The sequence below is a fragment of the Mesorhizobium sp. WSM4846 genome (genome assembly GCF_055811415.1).
Genome location: NZ_JBVVPZ010000053.1, coordinates 25018 through 45581, shown reverse-complemented (window position 1 = coordinate 45581; position 20564 = coordinate 25018). Strand labels below are relative to the sequence as shown.

Here is a 20564-nt window from a genome sequence, read left to right as displayed (position 1 = left end):
ATGAAGGCATCAAGGCGGCCGTCACCAAGGTGCTGTGCGCGACATGGCAGCGCTGCCGGGTCCATTTCATGAGGAACTTGCTGGCGCATGCCGGCAAGAGCGGCCGCCGCGTCGCACGGCCTTCATCGCCACCGCCTTCGCCCAGGAGACGCCCGAGGCCGCCAGCACGCAATGACGCGCCGTCGCCGACCAGATCCGGCCGAAGGTGCCGAAGCTGGCGACAATCATGGACGACGCCGAGCCCAACGTGCTCGCCTACATGACCTTCCCCAAGGAGCACCGTGCCAAGCTCCACTCGACCAATCCCATCGAGCGCCTTAACGGCGAGATCAAGCGCAGGACCGAGGTCGTCGGCATCTTCCCCAACGACGACGCCATCGTCCGTCTCGTCGGCGCCTTGCTGCTCGAACAGAATGATGAATGGGCCGTGCAGCGGGCCCGCTACATGACGCTTGAGACCATCAGCCAGATGAGCGATGATCCGCTCATCAGCCTGCCAGCAGTGGCGCGCTGATCAGTCCGGCCCATGCCGGAGAGCACGGCGTCCAGTGCCGTCAGCTACACCACGCCAGTGGGCACGATCCGAGGAGTCCCGTCATGTCTAGAGAACGGTTTCTGAGAAGATCGACATCGGTGTTGACTAGGGCTCGGCGGCTCGGACGAAATATCCTGCGCTGGCTGGAGGGAGACAGCCGATCCCAACAGCTCAGCGACGAAGTTCTGTTTTGGAGACACTGGTTCTCCACTCAGGGATCATTCTGGCCAGAGGACTACAAGGAACGTCTTGACCCCAATTTACCAATTCAGGATCACGTTGGGCGATATGTCGACAGGTTGACGACCAACCCAGTTTGCATACTCGATGTGGGCGCTGGCCCCTTGACGAAGCTCGGCAAAGTGCATGCCTCGAAAGAGATCATGATTACTGCAACTGACCTGCTGGCATCAGAATATGATCAAGTTCTGAGAGATTTTGGGATCCAACCTCTAGTGCGAACAGTCTTCGGTGACGCCGAAAATCTTAGGACCCAATTTGGCGATTACAGTTTCGACATCGTGCATGGACAGAATTGTATAGACCACACGACTAGTCCACTCAAGGCAATACAACAGATGCTCTCGGTCACAAAACATGATGGTTTCGTCGTGCTTTATCATGCTGAAAACGAAGGAAAGACGGAATCGTACAAGCAGCTGCACAAGTGGGACTTCACATGTGAGAAAGGACATTTCGTTATCAGAGGGCCTGGACCGGGTGGGGATGCGGTAGATGCCACTAACGCGCTGGCCGCTCTAGGGTCTGTTGAATGTAGCTTGGACGACGGCGCGGTGCTTGTTGCAATCCGAAAGCATCCGCAAAGACGCCAGTGATATTCTGGCTAACCTGCTCGCAGGCGGCCTCCTATTTCCGGGGGCATGGGTTCAGATAGCGGTCACCTGAGGTATCGCGGGGTAACACTTCGGTTCCGCTTCGCTCCACCTCCAATCCTTGGCACCCACTGCACGCGTAGTGTCGGTAGCTTTTCAAGTTGTGCGGTTTTTGTAGCACATCAGCTGTCCGCTTTGGGTTGACGGTTGACCCCGGATGAAAGCGGAAGGACATCCGGGGGCCGCTTGCTGGTTCAGGTGCCTGCCGCGGCAGGCTCCTACGCATGGGCTTGTCGCTGCCCTTGCGTCGTTTCCGGTGAAGCGCCGACCTCGTGTCGAGACGCAGTCAAGGCTGGCCGCCGCGCTGCCGAGAGGGGGGCCGGCTGCGACGCTTCCAGGCCACGCCTTGAGGGCGTCGAGCACGGGTGCAGCATGGGTGAGATCGGCTCGCCGATCTCCCGGCCCTCGGCATCATAACGGCCGATGCAGCGCGGGCCGTGGAAGATGGCCAGCCCGTCGTCCGGATACTGGCTCGCGAAAGCCGTTGCAGGCGAGGCAAAAGTTCCGTTCTTCTCGATCTCGGGCTCAGAATTCGTCAAGATGTTCGTAGGCGTCGGCGCCGCCCGTGTGCGCGACCTGTTCGAGCAGGCACGCGCCACAGCCCCGGCGATCATCTTCATCGACGAGCTCGATGCGCTGGGCCGCGCCCGCGGTGCGGGCCCGATGATGGGCGGCCACGACGAAAAGGAGCAGACGCTCAACCAACTCCTGGTCGAGCTCGACGGTTTCGACCCGAAAATCGGCGTCGTGCTGCTCGCCGCGACGAACCGCCCGGAAATCCTTGACCCGGCACTTCTTCGCGCAGGCCGTTTCGATCGGCAGGTGCTGGTCGATCGCCCGGACAAGCAAGGTCGCGTCCAGATACTCCAGGTCCACATGAAGAAGGCTAAGCTGGCGGCGGATGTCGATGCTGAAAAAGTCGCCGCGCTGACGCCGGGTTTTACCGGCGCCGATCTCGCCAACCTGGTCAATGAGGCGACCCTGCTCGCCACGCGCCGGAGGGCGGATGTCGTCACGATGGACGATTTCAACAATGCGGTCGAGCGCATCGTGGCCGGGCTCGAGAAGCGCAACCGACTGTTGAACCCGAGGGAACGCGAGGTCGTCGCCTATCACGAAATGGGCCATGCGTTGGTAGCCATGGCGCTGCCCGGAGTGGATCCCGTGCACAAGGTATCGATCATCCCGCGCGGCGTCGGCGCGTTGGGCTACACGATCCAGCGGCCGACCGAGGACCGATTCCTCATGACGCGCGAGGAACTGGAGAACAAGATGGCGGTGCTGCTCGGCGGCAGGGCGGCCGAGTGGATCGTGTTCGGGCATCTGTCCACGGGGGCCGCCGATGACCTGGCCATAGTGACCGATATCGCCCGCGCCATGGTTACGCGTTACGGCATGTCGGAAAAGCTCGGCCATGTGGCGCTGGAAAAGGACCAGCGCTCCTTCCTGAGCCCCAACCCACTTGCCGGCGGTCCGCGCGAGCACGATTACGGCGAGGCCACCGCCGAGGCTATCGACGCGGAGGTTCGCAGCATCGTCGACACAGCTTTCGCGCGAACCGTCGGCCTCCTCACTGAGCGACGGGATCTGCTGGAAAAGACGGCGCGCAAGCTGCTCGGAATCGAGACGCTAAGTGAAGCTGAACTTGCATCGCTCGTCGGAAACGTCTCGGCACCGGATCGCGCGACAACGGAGGCATCCGATCCGCAATCGGGGAAGCGACCGGTACGACGAGGCAAGGCTGCGGCTACAAACGTCTCGCGCCCCGCCGGGTGATGCCCTTGCCCGTCCCGACGGCAGATCCCTGGCATCGCCAATCTCGACGCGGCCTCCCCAAGTGACCCGTTCCCAGTGGCATAGTGTCGCTGCCAATCACTGAGATAGTCGCCCAGGGCCTGGCAACAACGAAGACCAGCACGGCCTCTCACACGCGCCGGGCGGCCGCAATCCGCGTCGCGCGGCGCCGGTTGACCGGCTTCTTCAGTAAAGGCTAATGAGGCAGCGTTACGCGACCGATCGTTGTGTCTGTTTTTCGGATTTGGCGTTGCTTTCGTCACGGTCCGAATCCGCCAGCTACGGTAGGCCAGGCTGAATGACCGACCACATTTGCCTCGAATTCGCCCCGATCATTGAAGAGCGGTGCTGATTGCAATGCTGGCGCTATCCGTTTACCAACTCTTGCAGACAAAACGAAGGCTCTTATGATCCAGGACAATGCCAGGGTCGGCGTCGTGGTGCCGATGTTCAATGCCGAGCGAACCATTCGCGCCACCTTGACCAGCATCTGCCAGCAGGATCATCAGGCGCTGGACATTATCGTGGTGGACGACGGGTCGACGGACCAGTCCGCCTCGATTGTGGCCTCCTGTGCTGAGAGAGACCGGCGTATACGCCTGATGAGGCAGTCGAACGCCGGTGTTGCGCAGGCCCGCAACAGCGGTGCGGCCTCTACCGATGCCGAGTTTCTGGCGTTCGTCGACGCGGATGATCTCTGGGCCCCTTCCAAGATCTCACTGCAACTGCGCGCCCTGCAGGAAGGCGGTTCTTCCGCGGGCCTGGCCTATTGCTGGTTTGCCCAAATCGACGAGAACGGCCGGGTATTCTCACTGTACAACCGGCCCGACGCCGACGGCCACGTCTTGCAACGGATGTGCAGAATGAATTTTGTCGGCAACGGGAGTTCGATGCTGATGCGTCGCTCCGCATTCGAGCGGGCGGGACAATTCGATCCTTCCCTGAGGGCCAGGAACGCACAGGGCTGCGAGGACCTTCTCATGTGCCTCAGAATAGCGGAAAATTACGAATTCCGCGTCGTGCCTCAGCACCTGGTGGGCTATCGGATAACGAACGTCAACATGTCGAGCGATGTCATGCAGATGCTTCGTTCATGTGAAATCGTCCTTGCCGAGTATCGCGAAAAATATCCGCAGTTCGGCAGCGATCTCGATGCGCATCTGGTCGACATGATCCATTGGCTTGCCATCAGAGCCTTGGTCGGCGGGCGGCTGTTCGCAGCCGGCGACCTGCTGAAGAGATACTTCGTCCTGGAACCGCGCACGGCAATTTCCCGCCTGCCCCACATGATCGACATGTACTGCCGGGCCAGGCTGGTTCCTCGCTGGGTCAAAATTCGAGTGAAGCGGATGCGAAACAAGAACGCCGAGTTTCGGCGCCTTTATGAAGAGACCAGCTGGTGAGCGCTTCCATTTCGAGCGCTTGCGGCGGCACTTCCGCCTGGCGGCGGCGTCTAGATGGGCGAGGCCGACCGTCGTCGGACTTAGGTTGGCTGCGGCGGTTCTCGAAGGCGTCACCTCGTGTTTGGGACCTAAGCGCCGTTTTCGACGAGAGCGGACGGATCAATACTCCTCGGACCTGACTCGTGAAGCTGGCGCGGCGTCGGGGTCTTGAGGGCCACCTGGACGCGCCTTCGAAGCCACTCCGGAGGAGCTGGCTGGCAGATGAAGGTCGGATCGGCGTCGAAAAAATGCCTGGAGGTACAGATGGAATGCGGTGAGGTCGGAACCATGCGCTGTTTAACGGCAAGCAGTCTCGGCACAAAGCGACGCAGCCGCCGCCACAGTTTTTGTGCGATCGGCTTTGCGAAGACATGAAACAGCGCGGCCGGATCGATCCGTGTTGCGTGGACAAACGGAGCGATGGCCGCGCGCGGCGACGTACGGGCGGCTTCGCTGCCATAATACGCTGAAGCCACGCCATCGGACCAACGAAACAAGAAAGACGCTAGCCCGGGATGTCGCGTGCGGACTGTTTCAAGGACGATGCGGTGCGATGTCAGCATGACGACATACTTGGTCGACATAGAAGACGGTGATCGCCGGTAACCAATCAGATACTCGGGAACGACATCATAATCGGAGATCGCGGCAACGTTGAGCTGCATCTGCAAGTCTTCGGCTCCTTGGGCTCCTGCGGCTCTGAGCGATGGGTCGTATCCCCCGGTTGCCGTAAGAACTGATCGCCTGATTAGCGGTGAACTTGCATTGCCAATAAAATTGTCAACCAGCAGCCAGTTGTGAACGTCCCCGCGAGCGAGAGTTGGCGGGGAGCATTCGATCACCAAATCATCATCATCGATGACCCGATACCATGCGTAGACAAGGCCGAGAGACGGCCGAGATTGGAAGAGGCCGTGCTGCTTCTCCAGCTTTGTCGGGTGCCACACATCATCCGCATCAAGCGGCGCTATAAATTCACTCTTCGCCGCATGAATTGCCAGGTTTCTGGCCACAGCAACCCCTTGGTTCTGCTGTCTCAGAAGAGAAATACGCGGATCACTTGTTGCAAATGTCTCGACGATCTCAGCGGTCCGGTCGGTCGACCCGTCATCGACCACTATGATCTCCAGCTGTTTGAAAGTTTGTGAGGCGGCCGACTGGATCGTGTTTCGGATAGTCTTTTCCGCATTGTAGGCAGGAATGATGACGGAAACGGCGGGTTGCATATCGAAAAAAACCTGCTTTTGATGAAGGATGAAAGAAAAGTGAGCGCCACCGGCCTAAATGCTAACATACTGGAGCGGGATAGTATCAAGCCGCGCCTCTCCCTAGCTACTTCAACGTCTGAGAACTCGCCCGATCTTTCGCACTTTCGGCGGCGACATGTGCCAATATGCTGGTTCCAAATCCGCCCAAACTTGTGATGCCTTCATGCTTTCTTTCATTCGCTCACCTCCGTGCCCGTGGCGTCGTGGTCTTATTGCGATCAGCTATATGCTTTGAACACTCACATGTTTGGCGTTTCTGCCGATCGGGATGGCATCCGCGAAGGGACATGAGCGTGGTTTTCGCGGTTCCCGCGGCTGGAGACCGATGGTGATCCCGCGCGTTCTCCTGCAGCTTGGTCGGCTGGTGCGGCGTCGACGCCTGCGCCGTGCTCCCATCATACTGATGTACCATCGCGTTGCAGACATCGCCGTCGATCCGTGGAGCCTGGCCGTCCATCCGGCGAGGTTCGACGAACAAATCGACGCGCTGACGCGGAGCCGGCAGGTGGTGCATTTGCATGAGCTGTTCGATGTCAACGCTCGGGGAAAGCCAGGCAAACCGCTTGCGGTTGTCACGTTTGACGACGGTTATCACGACGTCTACAGCAACGCTCGCCCTATCCTGCAGCGTCACGACTGCCCGATGACGCTGTTTGTTGCGACGGGAGCAATCGGAAGCGGCAGGGAATTCTGGTGGGATGCGCTCTCGCGCATCTGTCTTGAGACGTCTGAACTGCCTGACCAACTCGACATCACGATCAAGGGAGGCAGGCATCACTGGCTTATCCCGAAGATGGTGGATCAGGCCGGCCGTGACAAAGTCTACCGGGAGGTATGGTCGGCGCTCCGAACACTGCCGTATGAGCGACAGAACGCGCACGTCGAAGACATTGCGAAATGGGCGGGCGTTGGTCTCGACGCCAGGCCAGAGCACTGTATTATGACCCCCGGGGAGGTTGGTGACATCAGTGACGACCTGATCACGATCGGCGGTCATACGGTCAGTCATCCCACGCTTCCGGCCCATTCCTTCGCGACCCAGCTTCGCGAGATCGTCGACGGCCGTTCGGCCTGTGAGCAAATGACAGGAAAACGCGTCCTCTCTTTTGCATATCCATTCGGAGACCATGACGCTCTGTCGGTATCTGCCGTCAGGGAAGCGGGATTTGAGTTCGCATGCACGACGCGCGCCGGGTACGTTGCGCCCGAGGCAGACGTGCTGCGTTTGCCTCGATTGTATGTCGGCAACTGGTCAGGGGACGAATTCTTGCGAAAAATCGAGGATCATCTGTTCTGATGAACGCACAGCAGACTACCATCATCACCCCTCGACGCGGCTGGTTTGACCTCGATTTCTGGCACCTGTGGCGCTATCGCGATCTGCTGCTCCTTTTCGCGATGCGCGACATCAAAGTCCGCTACAAGCAGACCTTGCTTGGTCCGGCTTGGCTGATCCTGCAGCCCCTGGCGCTTACCGCAGCCTTGACCACCGTCATCAGCGGTATCGCGGGCATTTCAACCGGTGGCCATCCCGCGCCAATCTTTTATCTGACAGCGTTGGTGCTGTGGTCGTATTTTTCCCAAGTCGTCTCCACAGCGAGCCAGGTCTTCATTGCGAACGGTCATCTTTTCAGCAAGATCTACTTCCCGCGACTCGTCGTTCCCGTGTCGTCGCTGCTGTCGAACAGTGTGGCCCTGGCGATCCAGCTTGGCGTCGCATTGGCCTTCTTGCTCTGGTACCAGCTGACGGGAAAAGTGGACGGGTTGTCGTGGCGCCTCGCGTTCTTTCCGCTGGTGATCATCCAGGTCGCGGCATTCTCGTTGGCTGTTGGGCTTTGTCTAGGAGCGTCAACCGCGAAGTACCGCGATACAGCTCATATGACTCCCTTCCTCATTCAGATCTGGCTGTTCGTGACGCCGATCATCTTTCCTTTTTCGGCTATTCCCGAGCAGTACCGGACGCTGACCGGATTTCTGAATCCGCTCGCTGTCATAATTGATGAATGGCGCTGGTGCTTCTTCGGCACTTCGGCAGTCGGTGCGCCACAAATCGCGGCAGCGCTTGTCACGACCTCGGTCGTGCTGTTCATCGGCGTCGTGATCTTTCAACGCGTCGAACGAACGGCCATGGACATGCTGTGAAGAGAAATGATAACCCTTGCGGCCCCGTAGAGAGTGAAGGTCGCCTTTCGTCGGCCGCCGCGCATTCTGCACAATGGGCACGACGCCGATGCCATTGATCTCCGTCATCACGCCTTTCCTCAATGTCGAGCGGTTTCTTCCGGACGCGATCGAAAGCGTGCGCGCGCAAACCTTGACCGACTGGGAAATGCTTCTCATTGACGACGGATCATTCGACGGGAGCGTTGCAATCGCGGAGGCTGCAGCAACCGCAGATCCGCGAATCCGTTTCATTCGATCGAACGGCCGGCGTCGCGGCGCCGCCGCGGCGCGCAATGCCGGAATCGCGGCCGCGTCGGGCATGTTCTTCACGTTCCTGGATGGCGACGATATATTTGAGCCGGAAAAATTCGAGACGGAACTTGCGATCTTTGATGCGCATCCTCGCGCCAAGGTCCTTTACGGACCGACCCTGTGGTGGTTCCCCAATGAACCTCACAGGAACTGGACCGACTCGATGCCACGCCAATCGGACCGTCTGCACATGCCGTCCGACCTGCTCGACCAGGTCATCGTGCGCCAGCGGGCTCATGTGCCGTGCATCTGCTCGATCATGGTTCGCCGCGAAGCTTTGGTAGCGGTGGGCGGCTTCGATGAGGCGTTCGAGCTCTACGAAGACCAGACCCTTCTAGTGAAGCTGCTGTTGCGCTATCCGGTGTTCGTGACATCCACGCCCACCGGCCGATACAGGCAGCACCTCGATTCGACATCGGCCAAGGCGACTGCTTCCGGCATCTACGATCCACTGCGCCCGCATGCTGCTCGCATCCGCTTCCTCGAATGGGTTGAGATGCATGCGTCGGCCTCGGGATTAATGACGCCGGAGTTGCAGCGGGCGCTCCGCTTCGCATTTGCGCACTATCCGGCCCAGCGTCGGCCCCTGACACTTCGCGATAGGTTTGACCTCGCCATCGAAGCCGCACGCCGGTTCGCTCCGCGGCTGACGCCACGCCGGTTCGCTCGGCGTCTGACGCCACGCCGCATCCTGTCGAAGGTGTTCAGGCTACTGACGAGAGCACGGAAGTAGTGGGCGGGACCGGGTGGCGCGGATTGGATCGCGACCGAGCCTGAGATGTCTGATATCAACGAACACCCGCGCGTTGCCTCTCTGCGAAGCTAAGGAGAATTTGGCTGTTTCATGATCGCAGTCGTCATAACAACTTACAACCACACTCGCTTTCTCGAGGAAGCCATTCAGAGCTGTCTTCGTCAAAGCCGGCCGATGGATGAAATTATTGTCGTCGACGACGGATCCACCGACAACCCGGCATCGGTTGTCGAGCGTCATCCGGGCGTGCGCCTGATCAGGCAGGACAATTGCGGGCTCGCGGCCGCCCGAAACACCGGACTGGCGGCTTCCAGATCCGATTACATCACCTTTCTGGACGCGGATGATCGTCTCCTTCCGAATGCCATTGAGACGGGCGTGCGAATGCTGGTTGCGCATCCAGATGCGGTTCTCGCTTACGGAGCTCATCGCTTCATCAATGGAAGCGGTGCGATCCAGTCAGACAACCATCACGTCGCGCTTGTTGAAGATCCTTATCTTCAGTTACTGCGGACGGGAAACTTCATTGCGATGCATGGGACCGTAGTTTATCGGCGGGAGAGGCTCGCGGCCATGGGCGGGTTCGACGTTTCAATGCGGTCCTGCGAAGACTATGAGCTATTCTTGCGAATTGCCCGGCGCGGTTCGATCGTAACGCACGACGATGTCGTCGCCGAGTATCGCATGCACGGCGACAACATGACGAAGAATCGATCGATGATGCTCGCTGCAGCATTGTCGGTGCTTGACAAGCAGTTAGCAGGTCCGGTTGACGACGATGTGCGTCTTGCAGTCCGCGATGGTAGGCGGTTCTGGAAGACCTACTATACCGGACAGTTGACTACTGATGCCTTGCGCGCGATCCGCGCCCACCCCGCCAAAGCGATTCGCATGCTGCGGCAGGCTTTGCAGATGTCGCCGCCGATCACGCTGCAAACGGCGGCATTTAAGATAACACGCAAGGTCGGCAGGCAGGTGCAACGGCTGCTCGGAGCTTCCGGCGCCGATTGGCGGGCTCCGCGCGTCGGTTCGGTGCGGTTTGGGGATTTCGCACGCACGATGCCGATGAGCCATTCATTTGGATATGATCGGGGCAAGCCAATAGATCGGTATTATATCGAGAATTTCCTACGATTGAATGCGGCCGACATACATGGCCGTGTGCTGGAAATCGGCGACAACAGCTACACGATGCATTTTGGCGGTGCTCATGTCGTCAAGAGCGACGTGCTGCATGTTGATCCCGATGATCCAAACGCGACCATCATAGGCGACCTGTCGCAGCCCGGAGTGCTGCCGTCAAACGCCTTCGACTGCATCATCCTCACGCAAACACTTCATCTGATCTTCGACATGTCGGCCGCGGTCGCTGCACTGGCCGAAGCGCTCAAGCCCGGGGGCGTGCTGCTGCTAACTGTTCCTGGCATCACCCCGGTCGATCGCGGCGAGTGGGGCAGCACGTGGTTCTGGTCATTGACGCAGGCGGCGTTGGCGAAGTTGCTTGCGAAATCCTTCAGCACGGCGAACATGGCGCTCGAAACCCACGGCAACGTCTTTGCGGCAGTTTGTTTTCTTCAGGGACTCGCCAAGGAAGAAGTTTCTGACCAGAAGCTCGACGTCCGGGATACCGCCTATCCTATCGTTGTCACGGCGCGCGTCGTGAAGGACGGGCTGACCGCGGATCAACCCGGCAGTCGAACCGCAGATGTTACGGCTTGAGATCGATGACAGAATTGCCAGCCGTTGAGGTCCGAGGACTTTCCAAGCGCTACCGGCGCGGCGCGATCGGCGTGCGCTCATTGCGTGAGGAGGTCGAACAACTTGTCGCGCGTTTGCGCTCGCGGGAAGCCAAAGCTTCCCTCAACGAATTCTTCGCCATCAAGAACATCACATTTTCCGTTCCGACTGGCACCGTGTGCGGTATCATCGGACGCAACGGCTCGGGAAAGACCACGCTGCTCAAGGTTTTGACCTCGATCACGGCTCCGGATGAGGGCGAGGCAGTGATGCGAGGTCGGATCGGAAGCTTGCTGGAGGTAGGGGCCGGATTCCATCCGGATCTCGACGGGATCGAGAACATCTACCTCAACGGCGCGATCCTCGGCATGAGTAAAGCCGAGATCACGCGTAAGCTAGACCGGATCATCGAATTTGCCGATATCGGCAGCTTTCTCGAAACGCCGGTCAAGCGTTATTCGTCCGGCATGTATGTTCGGCTTGCCTTCGCGATCGCTGCTCATCTGGAGCCGGAGATTCTCGTCGTCGACGAGGTGCTTGCTGTCGGCGATGCTGAATTTCAAAGGAAATGTCTCGGCACGATGAAGAACGTCGCGGGTGAAGGTCGGACCGTGCTGTTCGTGAGCCACAACCTGGCCATGGTTCGGCAGCATTGCACAAAAGCGATTTATCTGGACCGCGGCCTTCTGAAGGATTTTGGCGAGGCATCATCGATCATCGATGCGTACCTGTCGAACACCGCCCCGAGCAGCAACGGATCCGAGCGCGTTGGCGATGATGACCTCTGGATGCAGGTGGCTATTGTGTATCCGGGTACGCGCGAGCGCTGCAGCCAGCTCAAGTTTGGCGGCGATTACGATTTTGTGCTGAAGCTGGGCGCGAGGAATTCGTATCACCGAAGCGTGGTTGCTATCAAGATTTTTGATCAGGAAGGCAACTTGATCTCTGTGCTCGAAAGCCTCGCGGAAGGTGTTGGTCAATTTGACATAGTAGGGCTGGCCAAGGTCGTATTCAGCGTGCGATCGTTGGGATTGTTGCCTGGCACTTATAGCGCTGGAGCGGCTCTCTTTTCGTGGGGAGAGGATAACGCGGGCCTCGACAGCGAGAACTTGCTAACGTTCGACGTTGTTGCAGCAACAGTCAATGACTCATATTGGCCATATCAGAAAGAGCACGGGATTGTGCGACTGTCGCATTCTGCCCAGTTGCTTAAGGTGGATTGAAGGCGCGTGGAGAGACGTCCTGGCGAATAAATCTTCGGTGTAGTTCAATCCGTCGACCGCGCGACCGCAACGCTGAAATCGCGCGCGCCCTGCAAAGACTGAAGGACAACCCGGGCTTGCGGGAACGCCTGGGTCGGGCATCGCGAAAACGGATAATTAGTTCCGGAAAATTTTAACGGAATGTTTGACCGCGCTGTCCCAGAATAGACGGCGCGGTCAAACCCCAAACGGGCGGCGCTGGCGGCTCCGGCAATTCGCCTTCCCGCGCCACTGTCGAGCCGCCACCACACTCCTTCAAAATACCAGCATCGGTTGAATCAACTGTTACCGCACGTGCTTGACGGTGCGTTTTCCCAGTCGTTAGACTTTGATGGAACAGGGCCTTGCCTCGTCCGGACCCCATCGTTCGATGGGAGAACCAGCTGCGCTGGCGATCGACGGCTTAGCTTAAAAGCGCGGGTAAGCCGCAGTCGGCACTGCAAATCCGCTGTCCGACGCATAGAGCGCCACGCCCTTGGTGATGCGAACTTCATCCAGCCAGCCGTTCATATCTACGCCTCCAGCCGCCGCATTTTGAGCGTCGCCGGCACCGTGAACAACCACTCCAAAGCGCCCCCCAATCAAGCCATCTTGCCCATGATCCCGCGGGAATTGGCATCAAGCACCGCAAATCTGACAAAACGCCTCGATTGTGACTGGCCGGAACCAAATTGCAGGCCAGCGCCGTTAGGCACTGGTGTTCCGGTCTCCGGCACAGTCGAAAAGGACAGAACTCGCCCCAAATTTGGACTGCGACGTGTCCAATTGCGCGTTGCCGACGAAGGTGAGTGACCTAGCGAACGAGTTCTCGTCGGTCGAAGTTGTCGCCCCATCGGCCCCCACCGAAACCGCAGAGCAAGCCAACGCTGGAGAAGCTCGGAACAGCGACCGTCACGTTGATGCTGAAAAAAGCAAGATCAGCGGCGGCGTGTTGCTCGACGGAATCGACTGGCGCAATCCACGCTGGACGCAGCGCTCGGCGAAGGCTCGGTTGAGTTCGGCTAGGGCTGTTTCTGCTGGGATTTAGGCGCTGGACGTGGTAGCTTTAGGCATGTCCGAGACCCCGCCGAGATCGCTCTTCTCCGTGCTCGACTGGCTGCCTCCGAGGTCCGCTCCCGAACGGAGGTCGAGTTGGCCGAGGCGCGCGCGGTGGTCTCGACCTCCAAGGCGATGATCGCGCACCTCAGGCTGGAGATCGCCAAACTCCGCCGCGAGCAGTATGGCCGCAACTCCGACATCGACCCGAGGGCCTGGCTCGCGGATGTGCTAGCCCGCATGCCGAACCTGCCCGTCTGGCGCCTGCTGGAGTTGCGTCCGTGGAAGTGGCGCTCGGGACCGGCGACACCTCGGCTGTGCTCGTTGAGGCGGTGGCTGCGGCATGATGCTTAACCTGGATTGGTTCAATAGCACATGGTGGCGAGATGACCCAACCTACAAAAGTTGGCCCCAAGCGTATCCTATCGGCCCTTCAAGGCCGTGGTGCACGAGTGGCAACGAAATTACATCTTACTCTTCTCTCCACGTTCTACGTGGCGCGCCAGACGTTATCAAGAAATGCCGATGCAAAGGCGAGACTGGGCAACAAGGCTAAGTGGACTATCGGCCTCCTCAACGAGCGTGATTGGCACGAGTCGTACCATTCCAGTGAGCCGGAGGCTGCTCAATTCCAAGCCGAGGCTCAGAACCCAGAGTGTCCCATACGGGATCCGATGATCACAAAATATTTATCGACAGAATCTCGTACCGACATTGCCATCATCGATGTCGGGGCCGGGGCAATCACCCAAGTTGGGTATACGCATCCCGGTAAGAACATATCCATTACGCCTGTCGACCCCCTCGCTGATCACTATGCTAACGTGCTGCGCAAGAGGGGCGTCAAGCTGCCGTTCCCGACGATTAAGGGTGAGGGCGAGACGCTACTAAGCCAGTTTTCGCGGGCTAGCTTTGACATTGCATATGCGAGAAATTCTCTAGACCACACCTATGCCCCAGTAGCCACGATCGCGAATATGCTCGAACTTGTCAGAGACGATGGCGTGGTTTTGCTCCGCCATTACCGAAATGAAGCCGAGGGCGGCGAATACGAAGGGCTGCACCAGTGGAACTTCGATTGCAAAGATGACCGGTTCGTCATCTGGAACAAGAACACGCATGTGCTTGTTGACAAAGTTCTCGGCCCGAATGCCAAAGTCTCATGTTCCGTTCATTTTGCACGAAAAGGAGAGTGGCGTGACGAAATCCTAGTCATGATTACAAAGGCTGCTTGAACCGCCCTGGAGGGAGGCTTGTTGGTTTAAGTCAGATAGAGGAAGATTCTCGCTTGCCGCAGTCGCCGCCGCTTTCGATTGCTTGTTGACCGTGCGGTAGGGCTCTTCCGCAAAAAAATCCTCACAACCGGCGGCGATACCAGGTCAGCGCCGTTTCGACGATCCGGTCGATTCCGGATTGCTCAGGCCTCCAGCCGAGTTCCCGGGCCGCCTTGCCGGCCGCGGCCACAAGCGCAGGCGGGTCGCCTGCCCTGCGCGGACCGTAGGCCACAGGGAGGCGCGTCCCTGAAGCCCGGCTCACCGCATCGACCAACTCGTTCACCGTCGTCCCGGTTCCGGTGCCGAGATTGTAGACGTGGACTCCCGGATCGCGGAGAAGCTTCTCCCCCGCCAGAACGTGCGCACGGGCGAGATCGGTGACGTGGACATAGTCCCGCACCGCGGTTCCGTCCCTTGTGTCGAAGTCGGTGCCATTAATGGTAAAAATCCGGCCCGATCTAACCGCCGCCTCGACAGCGAGCGGAATGACATGCGTTTCCGGTTCATGCCGCTCACCGACCTCGCCGTCCGGATCACATCCGGCCGCGTTGAAATACCGAAGCACAACCGCGTTGAGGCCATGGGCATCCGAAAGATTGTCCACCATTCGTTCTACAATGAATTTCGACCATCCATAGGGATTGATGGGCGACTGCGGATGCGTTTCATCAATCGGAGAACGAATCGGAACGCCGTAAGACGCGCAGGTGCTCGACAAGATCAGCTTGTCGACGCCGGCCTTCAGCATTTCCTCGAGCAAGACCAGCGTCCCAAAACTGTTGTTTCGGTAGTAGAGTTCCGGGCGCTGGACGGACTCGCCGATATAGGCGTAAGCGGCGAAATGCGCCACCACATCCGGCCGGTACTGGTGCAGCGCTGCTGCCACCGCTGCACCGTCGCAAATATCGCCCTCGACAAGCGGTCCCCATTTGACCGCGTCGCGCCAGCCGCGCGAGAGGTTGTCATACGCAATGACCGACCAACCGGATTCGGCGAATGCCTTGCAACAGTGTGAGCCGATATAGCCCGCCCCGCCAGTGACCAAGACTGTTTTCATTCGGCTGCAGCGGACCGAGCGGATCCCGATGAGACCAGGTCATCGAAATAGGCAATGGTCGTGACGAGACCGTCGCGCAATGCGATTCCTGGCTTCCAATCGAGCTCGCGCAAGGCACACCCGATATCAGGCTGTCGCTGCCTTGGGTCATCGACGGGCAAAGGTAAAAACCGGATCTCGGATCGGCTTCCGGTAAGTTCGATCACGAGATTGGCGAGTTCGAGCATCGTGAATTCGACCGGGTTGCCGAGATTGATCGGGCCGGTAACATCGTCGGCCGTGTTCATCAGGCGAACCAGACCGTCGATGAGATCGTCGACGTAGCAAAATGAGCGTGTCTGCTCGCCGGTGCCGTACACAGTTATCGGCTTGTTTTGCAGTGCCTGCACGATGAAGTTGGAAATGACGCGGCCGTCGTCCGGACGCATCCTCGGACCGTAAGTGTTGAAGATGCGCGCTACCTTGATCCGCAACCTGTTCTGCCGCCAATAGTCGAAAAACAGGGTTTCGGCACACCGCTTGCCTTCGTCGTAACAGGAACGGGGACCTATCGGGTTTACCCTGCCCCAATAGTCCTCGGTCTGCGGGTGAATCTCGGGATCGCCGTAGACTTCAGACGTGGACGCCTGAAGGATCTTTGCGCGAACCCGCTTGGCGAGCCCCAGCATATTGATCGCCCCATGGACGTTGGTCTTTGTCGTCTGGACCGGATCGAACTGATAGTGAACCGGGCTTGCCGGGCAGGCAAGGTTGTATATTTCATCAACTTCTACGTAGAGCGGAAATGTCACGTCGTGCCGAATGATCTCAAAGGATCTGTTGTCGAGCAAATGCGAGACGTTTCTCCGACTTCCTGTGAAGAAATTGTCGACGCATACAACCTCGTGGCCTTCAGCAAGCAACCGCTCGCATAGGAACGATCCCAGAAAACCTGCGCCCCCTGTCACCAAGACTCGCTTTGCCTGCTGCATGTTTGGGATCCTCACGCCAGTTCTTCACGCAATCGGATGCGCAAAGCCCTAGGGCGAGGATAGGAAAAAAATGCTGCGCCGAAAACACAAAATGTTAACAGACCTGAAATAGTCGCGTGAGTGCGCGGCGCACGATCGATGAAAAGGCCTCTTTGACGGTTTTCGTCCGAACCTCAGCCTACCGGCAATCGACATTTGGACGTGAATGCGCTGCGTTGCATCATGATCATAATAAAAAGGAGATGGGTCCTGCACAGTCTTGACCCGGCTCCTATCGCTGCCGATGAACACCTCGCGACTGGGGGTCAAAAGCTGACATAGGCGATGTCCACTTTCGACCCCCTGCAACCTCTCTCCGCCATTCTACGCCAGTTGCAACTCCCTGCGCGGCAGCCGCGGGAACGCGATCGCCACCGCCACCGCGCCGAGCCCGACGAGGGCCGAGCCGATGAACAGCCAGGAATAGCTGGCATAGGCATCGAACACCATGCCGCCGGCGAGCGGGCCGAAGGCCATGCCGATGCTGGACAGCATGGTGACGGCACCAAACACCGTGCCGAGGATGCGCTGGCCGAAATATTCGCGCGCCAGCACCGCATAGAGCGGCATCACGCCGCCATAGGTGGCGCCGAAGATGACGGCGAGCGTGTAGAATTGACCAAGCTCGCTGACCGCAAGATAGGCTGCGATGACCACGGACTGTATCGCCAGACCGGTAATCAGCACCGGCTTGACCCCCAGCCGGTCGGCAAGCACGCCGTATAAAAGCCTGCCGCCTAAGCCCGCCAGGCCCTCGATGCTGTAGATGCTGACTGCCGCCATCGGCGCTATGCCGCACAGCATGGCATAGCTGACCATGTGAAAGATCGGTCCGGAATGCGCCGCGCAGCAGGCAAAGAAGGTCAGTGCCAAAACGATGAATTGCGGCGAGCGCAGCGCCTGTGGAACCGACATGCCGGTATCGTTGGCGGCAATATTGGCGGCGGCGTCTTCAGCGGCAGGCTTGGGCGGCTGGCGCACCAGCAATGCGGCCGGCACCAGCAGCGCCCATGCCGCGACGCCGATGACGAACATGGCGGTGCGCCAGTCATAGGCCGTGATCAGCCATTGCGCGAAGGGCGAGATCGTCATCGGCGCCACGCCCATGCCCGCCGAGACCAGGGAAACGGCCAAGCTGCGATTGGTGTCGAACCAAGCGGCGGTCAGCGCGATCATCGGCGCGAAGAAGGCGCTTGCCGCGAGGCCGACGAGCACGCCATAGGTGATCTGGAAGACAAGCAGCGAGCCGGTGCGGCTGGCCAGCACCAGCGCCAGCCCGAGCAGCAACGCACCTGTCATCACCACGATGCGGGCGCCGTAGCGATCGTAAATGGCGCCCCAGGCGAAGCCGCCGAGGCCCATTACCAGGAAGTTCAGCGTCATAGCGCTCGATATGCCGGCGCGCGACCAATCTGTGTCGAGCGCCATCGGTTCGAGGAAGATCGCCAGCGAGAACATCGCCCCGAGGGCGACGCAGGTCATCACAGCACCTGCCGCGACGATAACCCAACGATAGGAAAGGCTCATATTTTTCTCCCGAGATCGTTTGGACACGGCGCGACTTCTTTCAAGCTTCGTCACACCGCTTGCGTCCGAAGGACGATGACGACATTTCGAATCCTACAATCCGGTTGCATTTTTTATCCAGTCAGGAAATCGCGCCATTCAATTGCTCCATTGCATTGACCGTGCACCGTCCTGAGCTAGATTTCCAACCTGGCGATCAGGAGCTGTCAGGCATGGAACTTCATCGCGGCCGTCTCATCGACCACGTCCAGCTGGTGGTCAGGGATCTCAAGGCCAGCCGCCGCTTCTACGAGGCGGTTTTCAAGGTGCTCGATATTCCGATCGGCGGCAGCGCCGAGGATTATTTCTGGGCCGACGAGCTGTTCGTCTCCAGCATCGACAGCCGGGCGGCCAGCGGGCAACTGACGGGGCGCCACCACCTTGCCTTCCAGGCAAAGGACCGCGCGATGGTCGACGCCTTCTACAAGGCCGGCCTCGATGGCGGCGGCACGGACAATGGCGCACCCGGCGAGCGGCAGCACTACCATCTCGGCTACTATGCCGCCTTCCTGCTCGATCCCGACGGCAACAACATCGAGGCCGTCTTTCACGGGCCGGCCAACCGCAGCGCCGCTTCGGTGGAGATTACGTTTTAGCTCGATGACAAGTATTCTCGTTACGTCGCGCCGCGCCAACGCTTAATATTCAACTTCAACGCAGCGACGCTCAAAGGCTACCGCATGGCCATCGACGAAGCGCCGCTGTCTTTGCCACGGAGCTTCCGCCCTATCGCGTCAGCGCCGCCATCCGGCCCGCCAGGAACTCAACGAACAGCCGGGCGCGGACCGGTAGCTGTCGCCCATACGCATGGACGATGTGCACCGGCATAGTCGGCATCGCCACCTCGGGCAGAATGCGGACCAGACGGCCGGTGTCGAGATCGTCCTGCACGGCAAACTGCATCAGATGCGCGATGCCGGCTCCGGCCAGCGCCGCTTGCCGGATGGCGCCGCCGTCGTCCGTATCGAGCCGCCCGTTCGGCACGATCACCGCGCCGTCGGCGAAGGTGACCGGATAAGGCCGCCCGGCCATCTGATAGCGGACGGAGTCGTGGCTCTGCAACGCCTCGACCGATGCCGGCCGGCCGCGCCGTTCGACATAGGCCGGCGAGGCCACCAGCACGATCGGCAGATTGGCGATTTTGCGCGCGATGAGCCCGGTGTCCGACAGCGTCCCCATGCGCACCGCTACATCATAACCTTCGCGGATCAGGTCGGCGTGACGGTCGGTGACGCTGAGCTCGAGTTTCACTTCGCCGTGCTGCGCCAGGAATGCTTGCGCCCATGAGGCAATCAGGCCGCGCCCGAGTTCGACGGATGCCGTGACGCGCAGCAGGCCGCGCGCTTCCGCCAGCTGGACGATGTCCTCAGCATCGTCCAGCGCTCTGAGCAAAGGCGCGACCCGCTCGTAATAGGCGAGGCCTTCGCTGGTCAGTGCCAGCCGGCGCGTCGAGCGCTGGATCAGCCGCACGCCCAGCCGCCGCTCGAGCCGCGCCACGCTCTTCGACACCGCCGACGGGCTGGAGCCGACCAGCCGGCTGGCGGCATGGAACGAGCCGGCATCGACCGTGCGCACGAAGGCGACGAGACCGGCGGTCTTTTCGAGGATGGTCATTCAAGAATTCCAGGCACGAAAGAACCGATCGAGGTGATCCTAAATACGCTATCCGATCACCATTAAATACCGCTCATCATCGACAAAGGAGAGATTGATGAGCAAGCTGAACGGCAAGGTCGCCATCGTCACCGGCGCGTCCAAGGGTATCGGCGCCGGCATCGCCAAAGGTCTTGCGGCGGCCGGTGCCGCCGTGGTCGTCAACTATGCCTCGTCGAGGGAAGGTGCGGACCGCGTCGTTGCCGAGATCAAGGACGCAGGCGGCCGAGCCGTTGCCGTCCATGGCGACGTGTCGCAAGTGGCCGACGTGCGCCGCCTGTTCGAGGCCGCCAAATCGTCGTTCGGCGCGGTGGACATCCTGGTCAACAATGCCGGCGTCTTCGCATTCGAGCCGCTGGAAGCGGTGACCGAGGCCGAATTCCACCGTGAGTTCGACACCAATGTGCTGGGCACCATCCTGACCATCCGAGAAGCGGTGAACCATTTCGGCGCCGGAGGCGGCAGCGTCATCAACATCAGCTCGGTCGCCAGCCTCAACCCGCAGCCGAACTCGCTGGTCTACGCCGCCACCAAGGGCGCAGTGGATTCGATCACGCTCTCCATGTCGAGAGAGCTCGGCGCCCGCAACATCCGCGTCAACGCCATCGCGCCTGGCGGCGTCGACACCGAAGGCCTGCAGCGGATCGGCATCGTCGGCAGCGAGTTCGAGAAGCAGGTCATCGCCATGACCCCGCTCGGCCGCTTCGGCCAGCCCGACGACATCGCCCGCATCGCGGTGTTCCTCGCCTCCGACGACGCATCCTGGCTGACCGGCGAGCGCATCACCGCCTCGGGCGGTTGGAGATAGG

The 20564-nt window shown here is 59.8% G+C and carries 16 protein-coding genes and 2 pseudogenes; 13 read left to right on the top strand and 5 right to left on the bottom strand.

Annotation, left to right across the window (positions count from 1 at the left end):
• The 4 genes and pseudogenes from AC0L15_RS29375 to AC0L15_RS29360 form a co-directional block, all read left to right on the top strand.
• A pseudogene (locus AC0L15_RS29375) lies at positions 1-514 on the top strand (transposase); the annotation flags it as partial.
• Between the two features lie 83 nt (positions 515-597).
• Complete coding sequence (locus AC0L15_RS29370) at positions 598-1371, top strand: class I SAM-dependent methyltransferase (RefSeq protein WP_287250633.1); 774 nt, start codon at positions 598-600, stop codon at positions 1369-1371.
• Positions 1372-1893: 522 nt separating this feature from the next.
• A pseudogene (gene ftsH, locus AC0L15_RS29365) lies at positions 1894-3204 on the top strand (ATP-dependent zinc metalloprotease FtsH); the annotation flags it as partial.
• 425 nt (positions 3205-3629) lie between these two features.
• On the top strand, positions 3630-4625 hold the full coding sequence (locus AC0L15_RS29360; protein ID WP_287285552.1) for a glycosyltransferase family 2 protein: 996 nt from the start codon (positions 3630-3632) through the stop codon (positions 4623-4625).
• Positions 4626-4753: 128 nt separating this feature from the next.
• Here AC0L15_RS29360 and AC0L15_RS29355 read toward each other — a convergent pair whose 3' ends face one another.
• Positions 4754-5890, bottom strand: coding sequence for a glycosyltransferase family 2 protein (locus AC0L15_RS29355; protein ID WP_473497935.1), 1137 nt, complete (start codon positions 5888-5890; stop codon positions 4754-4756).
• 367 nt (positions 5891-6257) lie between these two features.
• Here AC0L15_RS29355 and AC0L15_RS29350 point away from each other — a divergent pair, with 367 nt between their 5' ends.
• From AC0L15_RS29350 to AC0L15_RS29320, 7 genes are all read left to right on the top strand, one after another.
• Complete coding sequence (locus tag AC0L15_RS29350) at positions 6258-7229, top strand: polysaccharide deacetylase family protein (protein ID WP_287250629.1); 972 nt, start codon at positions 6258-6260, stop codon at positions 7227-7229.
• Positions 7229-8074 carry an ABC transporter permease gene (locus tag AC0L15_RS29345; protein ID WP_287065387.1) on the top strand — a complete coding sequence of 282 codons (846 nt, stop codon included), beginning with the start codon at positions 7229-7231 and terminating at the stop codon, positions 8072-8074. The genes AC0L15_RS29350 and AC0L15_RS29345 overlap by 1 nt, the downstream gene beginning before the upstream one ends.
• A gap of 88 nt (positions 8075-8162) precedes the next feature.
• The gene (locus tag AC0L15_RS29340; RefSeq protein WP_287250626.1) at positions 8163-9140 is read left to right on the top strand and encodes a glycosyltransferase family 2 protein; all 978 of its coding nucleotides are present in this window, start codon (positions 8163-8165) and stop codon (positions 9138-9140) included.
• A gap of 111 nt (positions 9141-9251) precedes the next feature.
• Positions 9252-10880, top strand: coding sequence for a glycosyltransferase (locus AC0L15_RS29335; RefSeq protein ID WP_287250624.1), 1629 nt, complete (start codon positions 9252-9254; stop codon positions 10878-10880).
• A gap of 5 nt (positions 10881-10885) precedes the next feature.
• The gene (locus AC0L15_RS29330; protein ID WP_287250622.1) at positions 10886-12121 is read left to right on the top strand and encodes an ABC transporter ATP-binding protein; all 1236 of its coding nucleotides are present in this window, start codon (positions 10886-10888) and stop codon (positions 12119-12121) included.
• A gap of 1110 nt (positions 12122-13231) precedes the next feature.
• Positions 13232-13549: a transposase domain-containing protein gene (locus tag AC0L15_RS29325; RefSeq protein WP_287250638.1), complete on the top strand. Its 318-nt coding sequence runs from the start codon at positions 13232-13234 to the stop codon at positions 13547-13549.
• A 32-nt stretch (positions 13550-13581) separates the two neighbouring features.
• The gene (locus AC0L15_RS29320) at positions 13582-14430 is read left to right on the top strand and encodes a class I SAM-dependent methyltransferase (protein ID WP_473497932.1); all 849 of its coding nucleotides are present in this window, start codon (positions 13582-13584) and stop codon (positions 14428-14430) included.
• Between the two features lie 121 nt (positions 14431-14551).
• Here the strand turns inward: AC0L15_RS29320 and galE are convergent, their stop codons facing one another.
• From galE to AC0L15_RS29305, 3 genes are all read right to left on the bottom strand, one after another.
• On the bottom strand, positions 14552-15526 hold the full coding sequence (galE, locus tag AC0L15_RS29315; protein WP_287054572.1) for a UDP-glucose 4-epimerase GalE: 975 nt from the start codon (positions 15524-15526) through the stop codon (positions 14552-14554).
• Positions 15523-16497, bottom strand: coding sequence for a UDP-glucuronic acid decarboxylase family protein (locus AC0L15_RS29310; RefSeq protein WP_287250617.1), 975 nt, complete (start codon positions 16495-16497; stop codon positions 15523-15525). The genes galE and AC0L15_RS29310 overlap by 4 nt, the downstream gene beginning before the upstream one ends.
• Before the next feature lie 363 nt (positions 16498-16860).
• On the bottom strand, positions 16861-18063 hold the full coding sequence (locus AC0L15_RS29305; protein ID WP_287250615.1) for an MFS transporter: 1203 nt from the start codon (positions 18061-18063) through the stop codon (positions 16861-16863).
• Positions 18064-18266: 203 nt separating this feature from the next.
• Here AC0L15_RS29305 and AC0L15_RS29300 point away from each other — a divergent pair, with 203 nt between their 5' ends.
• The gene (locus AC0L15_RS29300; RefSeq protein WP_287250636.1) at positions 18267-18698 is read left to right on the top strand and encodes a VOC family protein; all 432 of its coding nucleotides are present in this window, start codon (positions 18267-18269) and stop codon (positions 18696-18698) included.
• A gap of 130 nt (positions 18699-18828) precedes the next feature.
• Here the strand turns inward: AC0L15_RS29300 and AC0L15_RS29295 are convergent, their stop codons facing one another.
• Positions 18829-19716: a LysR family transcriptional regulator gene (locus AC0L15_RS29295; protein ID WP_287250613.1), complete on the bottom strand. Its 888-nt coding sequence runs from the start codon at positions 19714-19716 to the stop codon at positions 18829-18831.
• Positions 19717-19813: 97 nt separating this feature from the next.
• Here AC0L15_RS29295 and AC0L15_RS29290 point away from each other — a divergent pair, with 97 nt between their 5' ends.
• Positions 19814-20563 (top strand): SDR family NAD(P)-dependent oxidoreductase, encoded by a 750-nt coding sequence (locus AC0L15_RS29290; RefSeq protein WP_128170483.1) that lies wholly within the window; start codon positions 19814-19816, stop codon positions 20561-20563.
• The last annotated feature ends 1 nt before the right edge of the window (position 20564 follow it).

Excerpts from the sequence above, each read along its gene's own strand:
- AC0L15_RS29370 (WP_287250633.1), top strand. The coding sequence starts at position 598 with ATGTCTAGAGAACGGTTTCTGAGAAGATCGACATCGGTGTTGACTAGG.
- AC0L15_RS29360 (WP_287285552.1), top strand. The coding sequence starts at position 3,630 with ATGATCCAGGACAATGCCAGGGTCGGCGTCGTGGTGCCGATGTTCAAT.
- AC0L15_RS29355 (WP_473497935.1), bottom strand. The coding sequence starts at position 5,890 with ATGCAACCCGCCGTTTCCGTCATCATTCCTGCCTACAATGCGGAAAAG.
- AC0L15_RS29350 (WP_287250629.1), top strand. The coding sequence starts at position 6,258 with ATGGTGATCCCGCGCGTTCTCCTGCAGCTTGGTCGGCTGGTGCGGCGT.
- AC0L15_RS29345 (WP_287065387.1), top strand. The coding sequence starts at position 7,229 with ATGAACGCACAGCAGACTACCATCATCACCCCTCGACGCGGCTGGTTT.
- AC0L15_RS29340 (WP_287250626.1), top strand. The coding sequence starts at position 8,163 with ATGCCATTGATCTCCGTCATCACGCCTTTCCTCAATGTCGAGCGGTTT.
- AC0L15_RS29335 (WP_287250624.1), top strand. The coding sequence starts at position 9,252 with ATGATCGCAGTCGTCATAACAACTTACAACCACACTCGCTTTCTCGAG.
- AC0L15_RS29330 (WP_287250622.1), top strand. The coding sequence starts at position 10,886 with ATGACAGAATTGCCAGCCGTTGAGGTCCGAGGACTTTCCAAGCGCTAC.
- AC0L15_RS29320 (WP_473497932.1), top strand. The coding sequence starts at position 13,582 with ATGACCCAACCTACAAAAGTTGGCCCCAAGCGTATCCTATCGGCCCTT.
- galE (WP_287054572.1), bottom strand. The coding sequence starts at position 15,526 with ATGAAAACAGTCTTGGTCACTGGCGGGGCGGGCTATATCGGCTCACAC.
- AC0L15_RS29310 (WP_287250617.1), bottom strand. The coding sequence starts at position 16,497 with ATGCAGCAGGCAAAGCGAGTCTTGGTGACAGGGGGCGCAGGTTTTCTG.
- AC0L15_RS29305 (WP_287250615.1), bottom strand. The coding sequence starts at position 18,063 with ATGAGCCTTTCCTATCGTTGGGTTATCGTCGCGGCAGGTGCTGTGATG.
- AC0L15_RS29295 (WP_287250613.1), bottom strand. The coding sequence starts at position 19,716 with ATGACCATCCTCGAAAAGACCGCCGGTCTCGTCGCCTTCGTGCGCACG.
- AC0L15_RS29290 (WP_128170483.1), top strand. The coding sequence starts at position 19,814 with ATGAGCAAGCTGAACGGCAAGGTCGCCATCGTCACCGGCGCGTCCAAG.